This window comes from Phenylobacterium sp. CCH9-H3 (assembly GCF_001557235.1).
Taxonomy (GTDB): Bacteria; Pseudomonadota; Alphaproteobacteria; order Caulobacterales; family Caulobacteraceae; genus Phenylobacterium.
The window spans coordinates 1-12109 of sequence record NZ_LSJI01000194.1; the positions used below are offsets into that span (position 1 = coordinate 1).

Here is a 12109-nt window from a genome sequence, read left to right on the forward strand (position 1 = left end):
GGCGGGGGACCGCGCGTCCACCCTGGCGAAGCTGGCCGATGTGGTGGGCGGCTCGGCCGAGGGCGATGAGGGGCTGGCCGAGCTGGCGGCCATCGACGCGGCGCTCACCGGCCTGGGCGTGGCCGCCGACCGGGCGACCTTCGACCCCTCGGTGGTGCGGGGGCTGGAGTACTACACGGGCGCGGTCTTCGAGGCCGAACTGCTGCTCTCCACCCTGGACGAGAAGGGCCAGCCGATGCGGTTCGGCTCCATCGGCGGGGGCGGGCGGTACGACGACCTGGTGGCGCGGTTCACCGGCGAGCGGACGCCGGCGACGGGCTTCTCCTTCGGCGTCTCGCGCCTGGCCTCGGCGCTGAAGGCGGCCGGGCGGGACCTGGCCAAAGCGGCGCGCGGGCCGGTGGTGGTGATCGCCTTCGACCAGACGCGGATGGCCGACTATTTCGCCGTGGCGCGCGAGATCCGGGCCGCCGGCATCCCGGCCGAGGTCTATCTCGGATCGTCGGGCATGAAGGCGCAGATGAAGTACGCCGACCGGCGCCTGTCGCCCGCCGCGGTGATCGTGGGCGAGGACGAGCTGGCGGCCGGGACGGTGACGGTGAAGGACCTGGACCTGGGCCGGGTGCTGGCCTCGAAGGTCGCCGACAACGCCGAGTGGCGCGAGCAGCGGCCGGGGCAGCAGACCATCCCGCGCGGCGAGCTGACGGCGGCCCTGCGCCGCATCCTGGACGCCGGCTGATGCGCGTCGAGCCGTCCGTTCCCGCCGAGATGCTCTCGGCCATTCGCGCGCCGCTCGAGGCGTCGGGCGCCGAGCGCGCCGACGCGCCGCTGCTGCAGCCGCTGAACCTCCTGCTGGACCTGGCCGGCGAGGAGATGCGCGCGCGGCTGTTCGTGGTGCAGGCCGAGGGTGGGGCGGAAAGCTGCCTGCGGCCGGACTTCACCGTCGCCATCGCCCGCCAGCACCTGGAAAGCGGCCGGGCGGCCGGCCTCTACTGGTACCAGGGCGCGGCGTTCCGGGCCTCGACGGGGACCGACCGGCCGGAAGAGTTCGTGCAACTGGGCCTGGAGATGTTCTCGCCTGGCGGCGGGGCGGTGGAGGCGGCGGACGCCGAGATCGCCGCCCTGGCCTGGCGCGCGGCCGAGGCGGGGGGGCGGAAGGACCTGTCGCTCTGGCTGGGCGACGTGGCGCTGTTCGCGGCCTTCATCGAAAGCCTCGACCTGGCCGAGACCCTGGCGAGCCGGCTGCGGCGCGTGGCTGGGCGGCCGCGCCTGCTGTGGGCCGAGCTGTCGCGCACGGGGCAGGCGACCTCGGACGGCGGAACGCTGGCGGGCCTGCTGGCCGGGCTCTCCGAAGCCCAGGCCGCCGCCTTGTTGGAAGAGGTCTGGGCGCTGGCCGGCGTGGAGCCCGTGGGCGGTCGCGGCCCGGCCGAGATCGCCGCGCGGCTGGTGCGCAAGGCGGAGGCGGCCACCGCGCCGGCGCTGACCGAGGCACAGTCCGAGGCGATCCGCGCCTTCATGGCCATCGACGATTCCCCCGCCTACGCCTTCGCCCGGATGCGCGAACTGGCGGGCGGTCGGGACGCGGCGCTGAAGGCGGCCATCTCCGGCTGGGAGGCGCGCCTCTTGGAGCTGACCCGCACGGTCCCGGCGGACCGGCTGCGGTTCACGCCGGCGCTGGGGCATGCCTTCGACTACTACGACGGCATCACCTTCGAGGTGCGCAGCGACGGGCTGGGCCCCGAGCGGGCGGTGGCGGTCGGCGGCCGGTACGACGGCCTGCTGACCCGGCTGGGCGGGGCCGGCGATGCGCGGGCCGTGGGCTGCATGGTGCGGCCGTGGCGCGCCTGGCGCGATGGCGAAGGAGCCGAAGGATGAGCGGTCTCGTCATCGCTGTGCCGTCCAAGGGGCGGCTGAAGGAACAGGTCGAGGGCTGGCTGGCGGACAGCGGTCTGAAGCTGGAGGTCACCGGCGGCGCGCGGGGCTATCTCGCCAGTCTGAAGGGCCTGCCGGGGGCGCAGGTGCGCCTGTTGTCGGCGGCCGACATCGCCGATGCGCTGGATGCGGGCGAGGTCCACCTGGGGGTCACCGGCGAGGATCTGCTGCGCGAACGCGGCGAGGATCTCGACGCGCGGCTCCTGCTGCTGCGGGCGCTGGGCTTCGGGCGCGCGGACCTCGTGACCGCCGTGCCCAAGAGTTGGCTCGACGTCGACAGCATGGCCGACTTGGAGGAAGTGGCGCACGACTACCTGCGCCGCACCGGCCGGCGGATGCGGGTCGCCACCAAGTACCTCACCCAAACCCGCAGCTTTTTCGCCCGTCACGGCATCGCGGACTATCGAATCACGGAATCGGGCGGAGCCACCGAGGGCGCGCCCGCCGCGGGATCCGCGGAGCTGGTGGTCGACATCACCACGACCGGGGCGACGCTGCAGGCCAACGGGCTCAAGGTGCTGGCCGACGGCGTGATGCTGAAGAGCCAGGCGCAGCTCGCGGCGTCCCTGCGGGCGCCGTGGGATGCCGAGGCCCTGGGGCAGGCCGAGCGGCTGCTGCGGATCGTCGAGGCCCGCGCGGCCGCGCTGCGCAGTTCGACCCTCACCTGGCCCGCGGGCGGGGATGCGGTGGAGGTGGCGACGGTCAATGCGCTGGTCAGCGCCGGCGCCTCCCGGCGGCCCAACGGACTGCTGGTCGATTCGGCCCAGGTGGCCGATGCATCGCTCGCGTTGAACGCCGCCGGACTGGGACCGGTAACAGCTTCGAAGCCGGATTTCGTCTTTGACGTGAAGTGCTTGGCGTTCGACACGTTGAGATCGCGGGTTATTTGACGTAGGCGTCAAAAAACGCTGTAAAATTTGCTCTGGCTCGCGAAATTCTGATCGTAACGCCCCCATTCGGGGTCTTTGGCCCGTTGACTCGGGTAGAAAATTGCCGTTCTGTCATCAGGCGAGAGACATGAAGGCGCTAGTCCCGAGGTCTCCGGCGTTTCGGGGAGGAAACGCCCGCTCAATCAGAGCGACTGCTCAAGGCGGCCCGCAGCGATTATCCCCCGCTGCGGGCCGATTCTTTTTCCGGACATCGGCAATTTTGACGGGCGAGTCAAAAGTACGTTCCTGTGGGGAGCGTCTCAGCCCGCGTGGGTCCTCCCCCGCTGTGGGAGGTCCCGAAGGAGGTTCAGATTGAGCGTTGTGGGCTTGATCCCCCTCTCGCTTCGCGAGCTCCCCCTGAGGGGGAGCACCTGGGCTCGGCGCTAGGTCCTCCCCCGCTGGGGAGGCGCCGAAGGCGGAGGGGGCTACAGCCTGGGCGCTGGGGATTTAAACCCCCTCTCGCTTCGCGAGCTCCCCCCGAGGGGGAGCACCTCTGAGTCAGATCACCAGATCCGCACGCGCTGTTCCGGCGGCACGTACATCGGGTCGCCCGGCTTCACGCCAAAGGCCTCGTAGAAGGCGTCGATGTTGCGGACCGGCAGGTCGACACGGGCCACGGGCGGAGAGTGCGGGTCGGACACCAGGATCTGCTTCATGAAGTCGTCCCGGTACTTGCCGCGCCAGACCTGGGCCCAGCCCAGGAACACCCGCTGGTCACCGGTCAGGCCGTCGATCACCGGCGCGGGCCTACCCTTCAGCGACAGGTGATAGGCGTCGAGCGCCAGCAGCAGCCCGCCCAGGTCGGCGATGTTCTCGCCCATGGTCAGCTCGCCGTTGATCTTCGCGCCCGGCAGCACCTCGGTGGCCGAGTACTGCCTGCCCAGGCGCTCGGCCTGGACCGCGAACTTGGCCTCGTCGTCCTTGGTCCACCATTCGGAGAGCCGGCCGTCGCCGTCGGACTTTCGGCCCTGGTCGTCGAACCCGTGGGTGATCTCGTGCCCGATCACGCCGCCGATCCCACCGTAATTCACGGCCGGGTCGCCCTCGGGGTCGAAGAACGGCGGCTGCAGGATGGCGGCCGGGAAGACGATCTCGTTCTTGGTCGAGGAGTAGTAGGCGTTGATCGTCGCCGGCGTCATCTCCCATTCGGCGCGGTCCACCGGCTGGTTCAGGCGCGCGGTGCGGAAGTTCCAGTCGAAGGCGGCGGCGCGCTCCACGTTGCCATAGAGGTCGCCTTCGACGATCCGCAGGGCCGAGTAGTCCCGCCACTTGTCGGGGTAGCCGATCTTCACCGTAAACTTGGAGAGCTTTTCAAGCGCCTTGCGCTTGGTCTCCGGGCCCATCCAGTCCAGCTTTTCGATGCGGGCGCCCATGGCGGTCTTCAGGTCGCCGACCAGGGCCTCCATCCGCGCCTTGCTGTCGGCGGGGAAATAGGCGTCGACGTAGAGCTTGCCGACCGCCTCACCCAGGTTGGCGTCCACCAGGTTCACGCCCCGCTTCCAGCGCGGCTGCTGGGCCGGCGTGCCCGAGAGGGTTTTGGCGCGGAAGTCGAAACGGGCCTGATCGAAGTCCTTGGACAGGTAGCTGGCCGCCTGGTCGACGGTGGTGAAAGCCAGCCACGCCTTCAGCGTGTCGACGTCGGTCGCGCCATAGATGGCGGCGATCTTGGGAAAGGCGGTGTTCTCGGCCGCGATCACCCGCGTCGCCTGGCTGAGGCCGGCGCCGTCCAGGAAGGCGCTCCAGTCGAAGCCGGGCGCAAAGGCGGCGAGCTTCGCGGTCTCGACCGGGTTGTAGGTCTTGTCGTCGTCGCGACGCTCGGCCCGGGTCCAGGAGACCTTGGCCACCTCGGTCTCCATGGCGACGATGGCCTTGGCGCTGGCCTCGGGGTTGGCCCAGCCGGCCAGGCCCAGCAGCTTGGCCACATAGGCCTCGTAGGCCTTGCGCTGCGGCTCGAACTTGGCGTCGAGATAGTAGTCGCGGTCGGGCAGGGTCAGGCCGCCCTGGCTGAGATAGACCGCGTACTTCAACGGGTCCTTGGCGTCGTCGTAGACCTGGGGGTTGAAGAAGCTCTGGCCGAAGCCGCCCGCGGTGGCGCCCATCAGCCGGGCCACGTCGGCGCGTGTCCCGGCGGCGCGGATCCGGGCGAGGTCGGCCTCCAGCGGCTTGGCGCCCAGCGCCTCGACCTTCGCCTCGTCCATGAAGCTGCGATAGAGGGCGCCGACCTTGGCCTCGACGCCACTGGCCGCCTTGTCGGCCGCCGCCTTCTCGATAACGGCCCGCATGCGGTCCTTGGACAACTCGTCCAGCACGTTGAAAGCGCCGTAGGTCGACCGGTCGGCAGGGATGGTCAGCTTCTCCATGTACGCGCCGTTGGCGTACTCGAAGAGGCTCTTGCCGGGCGAAGAGGCGGTGTCGCGGCCGGCCATGTCGAAGCCCCAGGGCCCCATCCGCGGCGCCTTGCTGAGGTCGCGGGCGACGGTTTCAGGGGCGGTGGTCGCGGCGTCGGCGGCGAAGGCGGCGGGGCCGACGGCGAGCAGGGCGGCCGCGCACGCGGCGGCGAGCCAGGCAGTCTTCATAGGCGTGGGGTCTCGCTTGATCGAAGTTGGCGCGGACCATGCTACGGGCCCGCGCCGTTACGCTCGTTACATTTCTGTCAGACGGCTAGTGATGGTGAGACCCCGCCGCGGCGGGAGCTCCCATCCCCGCGACGAACGAGACCTTCACCTTGGCGCCGCTGGCGAAGGTCAGGGTGGCCGGCACGGCGTCGCCCGTCTTCACGGGTCTGGTCAGACCCAGGAACATCAGGTGGTAGCCCCCGGGCGCGAAGGCGACGCTTCCCCCCGGCGGGACGGCGACCCGGGCGACCTGCTTCATGGAGGCCATCCCGCCGCTCATGCTGGACTGGTGGATCTGAACCGTGCGGGCCAGGGGGCTGGAGACGGCGACCAGGGCGTCGGCCTTCGCGCCGGAGTTTTTCAGCGTCATGAAGCCGGCGCCTGTCCCGCCCTGGGCGGCGGGGCGGGTCCAGGCGGCCTCGACCGCGGGGGCGGCTTGCGCGGCGGTGGCGAAGGCCACGACCGCCAGGGTGGCGAGCGGAAGTCTCATCGGAAATCCTTCAGTGATGCGGGCCGTGGCCGGCGGCGGCTGGCGCGGGCGTAAGGGTCAGGAGAGGGGCGGGATGCTTCGGGCGCGGCGCGCCGGCGGGCGCGACCTCGACCCATCCGGTCTGGGCCTCGCCGCAGGCCTGTATGGCCGGGAACGCGAGGGGGCCTTCGCCCGACGGCAGCTTGGCGAGGATCAGGAACTCGTCGAACTGGTCGGCCGGCAGTTCGCCCCGCCAGACGATGGCGGTGACGGCCTCGCCGGCACGCTCGACGGACAGAGTCCAGCCGGGCTTCGGCTGCGGGCGGGCGACCGAGGTCCCGGCGGGTATCTCGATCCGCAAGGCGGTGGTCGCCTGGCCATCGCAGCCGTGGCCGACACCGAAGCGCAGCACCTGATAGGCGCCGGCCCCGGCCGTGGCGGGCTGGAGGCTCACGTGAGCGGAGGCCGCCGTGCCGAGGGCGAGGCCGGCCACGAGGGTCAGGGGTCTCAGAACGCCCATTGCACGCCTCCGAATACCGAGCGCCCGTCGCCGGGCCAGTAGGCGGCGCTGGCGGCCGTGGCCGCGATCTGCGCCTGGACGTTGGAGATATAGTCCTTGTCGCCGAGGTTGCGGATGTCGAGGAACAGCGAGAGCCGCTCGTTCAGCACCCATCCCGTGTTGAGATTAACCACCGCATAGGCCGGGGCCTGGGTGGTGTTCTTGTAGTCGACCTGGATCTTCGAGGCCGACCATTCGATGGACGGGGCGACGAACCATCCGGAGGGGGCGTCGTAGCGCAGCTCGGCCCGGTAGAAATGCTTCGGCACGATAGGCAGGCGGTTGTCGCCGTACTGGCCGTCGCCGTCGAACCGGAAGTCGGACAGCGTATAGGTCTGGCGCAGCCGCAGGCGTTCGGCGATCCGCCAGTCCAACGCCGCCTCGATCCCCTGATGGATCGTCTTGTCCGCGTTGAAGGTGGACGCCGGGATGTTCGGGCCGACGGTGAACTGCAGGAGCTCCTTGTCCAGCCAGGCGCGGTAGAGGGTGACGTCCCACAGGAACGGACCGCGCCGACCGCGCGTGCCCAGTTCGGCGGTCCAGGCCTCCTGCGCCTTCACGGGGGCGAAGCCCAGGTTGGTGGGCGACATCGATCCGAGGTTCGGCGGCTCCACCGACCTGGTCACGTTGGCGAACAGCTGGGCGCCGTCGTTCGCCTCCCAGATGAGCCCGACGCGCGGGGCGATCCAGTCGTAGGTCTTGGAGGCCTTCAGGTCGATCGTCCCCGCGACCCCCGGGATCGCAAAGCTGCGGTAGTCGCGCCGGGCCTGCCCCCAGGTCCCGCCGGCGACCACGGCCAGGTGCGGCGTGACGAAGACCCGCCCCTCGGCGAAGACGTCGGCCGCGTCGGCGTTCTGGAGGGTGCGGGAGGTGGGCGCGCCGCGGGCGCCCCGCACATTGACGTAGAAGTTGGAGTCGAGATCCCCCGTGCGGAGCCAGACGCCGCCGTAGGCGTCGGCGAGCAGGTCCCCGATCTCGCCCGCCCAGTCCAGCCGTGCGAAGACGCCGTAGTTGCGGCTCTGCTGGTCGATGACCTGGAAGATGGGATGGTCCAGGTCCTTCCAGACGGCGTAGGCGCCGGCCTCGAGCACCGTGCTGTCCGAGAGCCGCCAGGTGGTCCGGACGGAACTGCGCAGGCCGCGCTGATTGCGGCTCTGGTCGTTGTTGTAGTTGCCCGCCGTCGCCTGCCGCGGGTCGGCGTCGAACTGGGCGCGGGTCAGGGCGCCGGGGATCTCCTGGGCGATGTTCCAGCCGCCCACGACCAGCCGGACCTCGCGGTCCTCCCCGAAGCTGCGGCCCAGGTTCAGCGTGCCGAACTGGAGGTTCTGCTGGCTCTGCGGCCGATAGCCCTGGCCGGTCTGGTTGGTGGCGGCGGCGTAGGCGTCCCAGTCGCCGTGGACGCGGGCCACGGCCACGTGCTCGCGCAGCAGGCCGTAGCTGCCGCCGTCGATCCGGACCAGAGCCTCGTGGCCCGCGTTGCGGCCGGTGGGCGTCACGACGTTCACCGCCCCGCCCAGCAGCGCGCCGCCGAAGCGCAGGGCGTTGCCGCCGCGGTAGACCTCGGTGTAGCGGGCGATCAGCGGGTCGATGGACTGGCTGTCGCCATAGCCGTCGGCTTCGTTCAGCGGCAGGCCATCCTGGGCGTTCAGGAGTCCGCGATTGTGGTTGGCGTTGCCGATGCCGGAGCCGCGGATCGAGAGGCGGATATCCCCGCCCCACTTGCGCTGCGCATAGACGCCGGGCGCGTCGCGCAGGACGTCGTCCAGGGCGAGGGCGACGCGTTTTTCGTAGGACTCGGCGGAGATCACCGAGACGGCCCCCGGGGTTTCCGACAGGCGCTGGCGCGCATCCGCCACCACGGGGGGATCTTCGGGATTTCGGGCGCCGGTGACGATCACCGAGTCGACGGTGGTGGGCGGCGCATCGTCCGCGGCGAGGGCGATCGACGGGATGGCCGACGCGGCGAGCAGCGCCGCGCGCAAGGCGGGTTTCATGGATGGACTCCGAACATGATGGGACAGGCGCGCGAGGGCTCGCGCGCCGGTGGCAGCGATCAGGCTTCGGAGGTCGGGGGTCCCTGGCCCGGCGGCCGCGGCGGGGCGCGGGCCGGCGGTATGAGGCGGTGCGGTCGGACGGCGGGAGGCGCCTCGGCGACCACATAGGCCACGTGGCTGACGCTCACCGCGGAGGGCGGGTCGGCGGCGGGGGCGGGGCAGAGGCAGTGCTTGCAGCTATGGTCGGCCGACGGCGAGCCGCCGCCGTCCGGCGCCGCCTGCAGCCCCATGTCGGTGCAGATCAGGAGCTCGCCCGCCGCGGCCGGGGCCGCGGCGGCGAAGGCCGGGACCAGCGCCTGGACAAGCAGGGCGAAGACCGCCAGCAGGGCGATCATCGCCCGGCGCTCGGCGCGCTCCATCCCAGCCTGTTTGCTCGGCAGCCCCACAAACCGGCGTCCTATACGCACCGCAGGATTCCGCAAGTCGCCGCGATGCCCCATAGTGAGGCTATCGACAAATCGGAGACCTGATGGAAGGCCACGTCCAGCCCGGCGCGTACAAGGATGTCGTACTGTTTCTCGCCACGGCCGGGGTCGTGGTTCCGCTGTTCCGCCGCTGGCGGGTCAGCCCGATCCTCGGGTTCCTGGGCGCAGGCGTGGTCCTGGGGCCGTACGGCCTCGGCAGCCTAGCCCACGAGATCGAGTGGCTGAGCGCCTTCACCATCGACAATCCGGCCCAGCTGGCCCAGCTGGCCGAGCTCGGCGTGGTGTTCCTGCTGTTCATGATCGGCCTGGAGCTGTCATGGGAGCGCCTGCGGTCCCTGCGCCGCTATGTCTTCGGCCTGGGCGCGCTGCAGGTCGGGCTCTGCCTGACGTCGACGGCGGCGGTGGCGATGGCCATGGGCCAGCCCCCGGCGGCGGCCATCGCCATCGGCGCGGCGCTGGCCCTGTCCTCGACCGCGATCGTGATGCCGATCCTGGCGGAGCAGAAGCGCCAGCACGCCGTCGCGGGCCGCGCCACCTTCTCGGTCCTGCTGTTCCAGGACCTGGCGGTGGCCCCGATCCTGGTCACCCTCACCCTCATGGGGCGGCGTTCGGACGAGCCCTTCTCACCGGCCATGCTGCTGTCGCTGCTGCCGGCGATCGCCGGCGTCGCGGCGCTGTTCCTGTTCGGCCGCCTGCTGCTGCGGCCGATGCTGCGCTCGGTGGCCAAGGCCAAGAGCGAGGAGCTGTTCCTCGCGGCGTCGCTGCTGGTGGTCGTCGGCGCCGGGCTGGTCAGCGCCCTGGCGGGCCTCTCCATGGCGCTGGGCGCCTTCGTCGCCGGCCTGCTCCTCGCCGAGACCGAGTTCCGCCACGAGGTCGAGGTGCGGGTCGAGCCGTTCAAGGGCCTGTTGCTGGGCATGTTCTTCATCTCGGTCGGCATCGGGCTGAACGTGCCGCTGCTACTGGAGCGGCCGCTGGTGATCGTGGGCTCGGCCGTGGCGCTGGTGTCGCTCAACACGGCGGTCGTCTTCGGGCTGGCCAAGGCCTTCCGCCTGAAGAGCCGCGCGGCGATCGAAGCCGCCCTGCTGCTGGCGGGCGCCGGCGAGTTCGCCTTCGTGATCCTGGGCCAGGCCATGGACCAGGGCCTGGTCGATCGGACGGTCGGCCAGACGGTGCTGGTGGCCGCAACCCTCTCCATGTTCTCGATCCCCTTCCTGGCGCAGCTTGGCCTCAAGCTGGGCGGCCGCCAGATCGTCCCCAGCGAACTGCCGCCGGAGCCGGAGGGCGAGCCCGACGACGAGCCCAAGGTCCTGGTGGTGGGCTACGGCCGGGTCGGCCGGCTGGTGGGCGACATGCTGCGCCGGCACGAGATCGCCTGGGTCGGAGCCGAACTCGATCCCAAGCTCGTCGAACAGGGCCGCCGGGCGGGCGAGGCCATCTATTTCGGAGACGCGGCCCGGGCGGACTTCCTGATGCGCTGCGGCCTGGCCGACGCCCCGGCCCTGGTGGTGACCATGGACAATCCCGAGGGCGCCGAGGCCATCGTGGCCGTCGCGCGGGAACTACGTCCGGACCTTACCATCGTGGCCCGCGCCAGGGACGCCCGCCACGCCCAGCGCCTGTACGACCTGGGCGCCACCGACGCCGTGCCCGAGACCGTCGAGGCCAGCCTGCAGCTGTCCGAGGCCGTGCTGGTGGAGATCGGGGTGCCCATGGGCCTGGTCATCGCCTCGATCCACGAGCGCCGGGACGAGTTCCGAAAGTCGCTGAACCGGCCCGAATCGCTCGGCGGCCGGGCTCGCCGCTTCCAGCGCGAGCGCGGCGGCTGACCGGCGCCGAAAACGCAGAGCCCGAAAATTTTCATCGGAGGTTCATCCACGCGGAACCAAGCGTGGCTTTGATCCGTTGGGCGGTCTGACGACGGATGACGTGTCGGGGACTATCGGGCGAATGCATTCAGGGCGTGTGGAAACGAACGGCGCCGCAGCTGACGACCGTCGGCTCGTCTGCGCTGCGTCAATGCCTCGCCTTTACAAACAACGCCAAGGACTTGGGTCAGAACTCGACGGACGCTTGAACGAGACCGTTGCAGATTGGCGGAGGTTCTGGAGATGAGAATCGTGTTCGCACGGCGGATGCCTGGCGAACCGACGGGGCGATTGTGCTAGGGAGCCCTTGCGAATGCGAGCATTTGCGGGCGCCGGACGCCTGACGTCCTGGTAGAGCTTGGGAAAGGCTGGCGAAATTGCGGTTCGAGTGTGGCCCTGGCGACACTTTCGCAACGAGTAAGCCTTGTTATAACGGCGGCTGGGTCAAACGGCCGCACCACCTGAGGGCAACGAGAGGGCTCTGATTATGAAGTTGAAACTCCTGGCTGGGGCCGCGATGGCTGCGGTTTTCGCCGCGTCCGGCGCCGCTGCGCAAGAAGGCTGGTACGGCGCCGTCGATCTCGGCTACCACTGGCCGGACTCGCTGGAAGCGACGTCCTCCAACAATGCCGCGAACGGCGCCCCCTATCAGTGGGATTTCAATCAGGAAGATGACTGGGCCGGCTTCGCCCGCCTCGGCTATCAGCTGAACGACAACTGGCGGATCGAACTGGAAGTCGGCTACCGCTCGGGCGACATCGAGTCGGTCCGCGGCGGGTCGAACCAGGCCGTCGTCGGCCTCTGCACTCCCGGCGTGACGCGCACCGCCGCGGCTCCGGCCTGCGGCTCGCCGGACGGCGACGTCTCGGCCTGGACCGTGATGGGCAATGTCATCTACGACATCCTGCCCGGCTCGGCCCTCAACCCGTTCGTCGGCGCCGGCGTCGGCGTGAACCACGTCAAGATGGACGTGCTCGGCCAATTCTCGAACGTCCCGGGCACGGTGACGGCGGCCAACGCTCAGCAGAACCTGACGATCGACGACTCCGACACGGCGTTCGCCTACCAGCTGATCGCCGGCCTGGCCTGGAAGGCCACCGACCAGCTCAGCGTCGACCTCACCTATCGCTACCTGGGCGGCTCGGACCTGGACTTCACGTCCACCGGCAGCCTGGCCAGCGGCCTGCAGCCGGGCGTGTTCTCGGGCGACTATCGCGACCAGTCGGTGACGCTGGGCCTGCGGTACCTGTTCGCGGCTCCGCCG

10 protein-coding genes are annotated in these 12109 nt (G+C 70.5%); 5 read left to right on the plus strand and 5 right to left on the minus strand.

Annotated elements, in window-relative coordinates:
• The 3 genes from AX721_RS17530 to hisG form a co-directional block, all read left to right on the plus strand.
• Window positions 1-736: ATP phosphoribosyltransferase regulatory subunit (locus tag AX721_RS17530; RefSeq protein ID WP_197422627.1), on the plus strand; the 736-nt coding region annotated here is incomplete at its 5' end.
• Window positions 736-1872: an ATP phosphoribosyltransferase regulatory subunit gene (locus tag AX721_RS17535; RefSeq protein ID WP_068877278.1), complete on the plus strand. Its 1137-nt coding sequence runs from the start codon at window positions 736-738 to the stop codon at window positions 1870-1872. The genes AX721_RS17530 and AX721_RS17535, both read left to right, overlap by 1 nt.
• On the plus strand, window positions 1869-2819 hold the full coding sequence (hisG, locus tag AX721_RS17540; protein ID WP_068877279.1) for an ATP phosphoribosyltransferase: 951 nt from the start codon (window positions 1869-1871) through the stop codon (window positions 2817-2819). Before AX721_RS17535 ends, hisG begins: the two co-directional genes overlap by 4 nt.
• Window positions 2820-3361: 542 nt before the next feature.
• Here hisG and AX721_RS17545 read toward each other — a convergent pair.
• The 5 genes from AX721_RS17545 to AX721_RS17565 all read right to left on the minus strand — a co-directional run bounded on the left by AX721_RS17545 (window position 3362) and on the right by AX721_RS17565 (window position 8914).
• Window positions 3362-5434 (minus strand): M13 family metallopeptidase, encoded by a 2073-nt coding sequence (locus tag AX721_RS17545; protein WP_068877280.1) that lies wholly within the window; start codon window positions 5432-5434, stop codon window positions 3362-3364.
• Between the two features lie 85 nt (window positions 5435-5519).
• Window positions 5520-5963, minus strand: a complete 444-nt coding sequence (locus tag AX721_RS17550; RefSeq protein WP_068877281.1) for a copper chaperone PCu(A)C — start codon at window positions 5961-5963, stop codon at window positions 5520-5522.
• A 10-nt stretch (window positions 5964-5973) separates the two neighbouring features.
• On the minus strand, window positions 5974-6462 hold the full coding sequence (locus AX721_RS17555) for a YcnI family protein (RefSeq protein WP_068877282.1): 489 nt from the start codon (window positions 6460-6462) through the stop codon (window positions 5974-5976).
• Window positions 6450-8495 carry a TonB-dependent receptor domain-containing protein gene (locus AX721_RS17560; RefSeq protein ID WP_082765487.1) on the minus strand — a complete coding sequence of 682 codons (2046 nt, stop codon included), beginning with the start codon at window positions 8493-8495 and terminating at the stop codon, window positions 6450-6452. Before AX721_RS17560 ends, AX721_RS17555 begins: the two co-directional genes overlap by 13 nt.
• 59 nt (window positions 8496-8554) lie before the next feature.
• Window positions 8555-8914 carry a DUF2946 family protein gene (locus AX721_RS17565; RefSeq protein ID WP_068877284.1) on the minus strand — a complete coding sequence of 120 codons (360 nt, stop codon included), beginning with the start codon at window positions 8912-8914 and terminating at the stop codon, window positions 8555-8557.
• A gap of 110 nt (window positions 8915-9024) precedes the next feature.
• Here AX721_RS17565 and AX721_RS17570 point away from each other — a divergent pair, with 110 nt between their 5' ends.
• Both AX721_RS17570 and AX721_RS17575 read left to right on the plus strand, forming a co-directional pair.
• Window positions 9025-10806 (plus strand): cation:proton antiporter, encoded by a 1782-nt coding sequence (locus AX721_RS17570; protein ID WP_068877285.1) that lies wholly within the window; start codon window positions 9025-9027, stop codon window positions 10804-10806.
• A 556-nt stretch (window positions 10807-11362) separates the two neighbouring features.
• A partial coding sequence (locus AX721_RS17575) for an outer membrane protein (RefSeq protein ID WP_231754733.1) occupies window positions 11363-12109 on the plus strand: 747 nt, incomplete at its 3' end.

What these genes read in the sequence shown, in the direction of transcription:
- AX721_RS17535 (WP_068877278.1), top strand. Translation starts at nt 736, where the DNA reads ATGCGCGTCGAGCCGTCCGTTCCCGCCGAGATGCTCTCGGCCATTCGC.
- hisG (WP_068877279.1), top strand. Translation starts at nt 1,869, where the DNA reads ATGAGCGGTCTCGTCATCGCTGTGCCGTCCAAGGGGCGGCTGAAGGAA.
- AX721_RS17565 (WP_068877284.1), bottom strand. Translation starts at nt 8,914, where the DNA reads ATGGAGCGCGCCGAGCGCCGGGCGATGATCGCCCTGCTGGCGGTCTTC.
- AX721_RS17555 (WP_068877282.1), bottom strand. Translation starts at nt 6,462, where the DNA reads ATGGGCGTTCTGAGACCCCTGACCCTCGTGGCCGGCCTCGCCCTCGGC.
- AX721_RS17560 (WP_082765487.1), bottom strand. Translation starts at nt 8,495, where the DNA reads ATGAAACCCGCCTTGCGCGCGGCGCTGCTCGCCGCGTCGGCCATCCCG.
- AX721_RS17545 (WP_068877280.1), bottom strand. Translation starts at nt 5,434, where the DNA reads ATGAAGACTGCCTGGCTCGCCGCCGCGTGCGCGGCCGCCCTGCTCGCC.
- AX721_RS17570 (WP_068877285.1), top strand. Translation starts at nt 9,025, where the DNA reads ATGGAAGGCCACGTCCAGCCCGGCGCGTACAAGGATGTCGTACTGTTT.
- AX721_RS17550 (WP_068877281.1), bottom strand. Translation starts at nt 5,963, where the DNA reads ATGAGACTTCCGCTCGCCACCCTGGCGGTCGTGGCCTTCGCCACCGCC.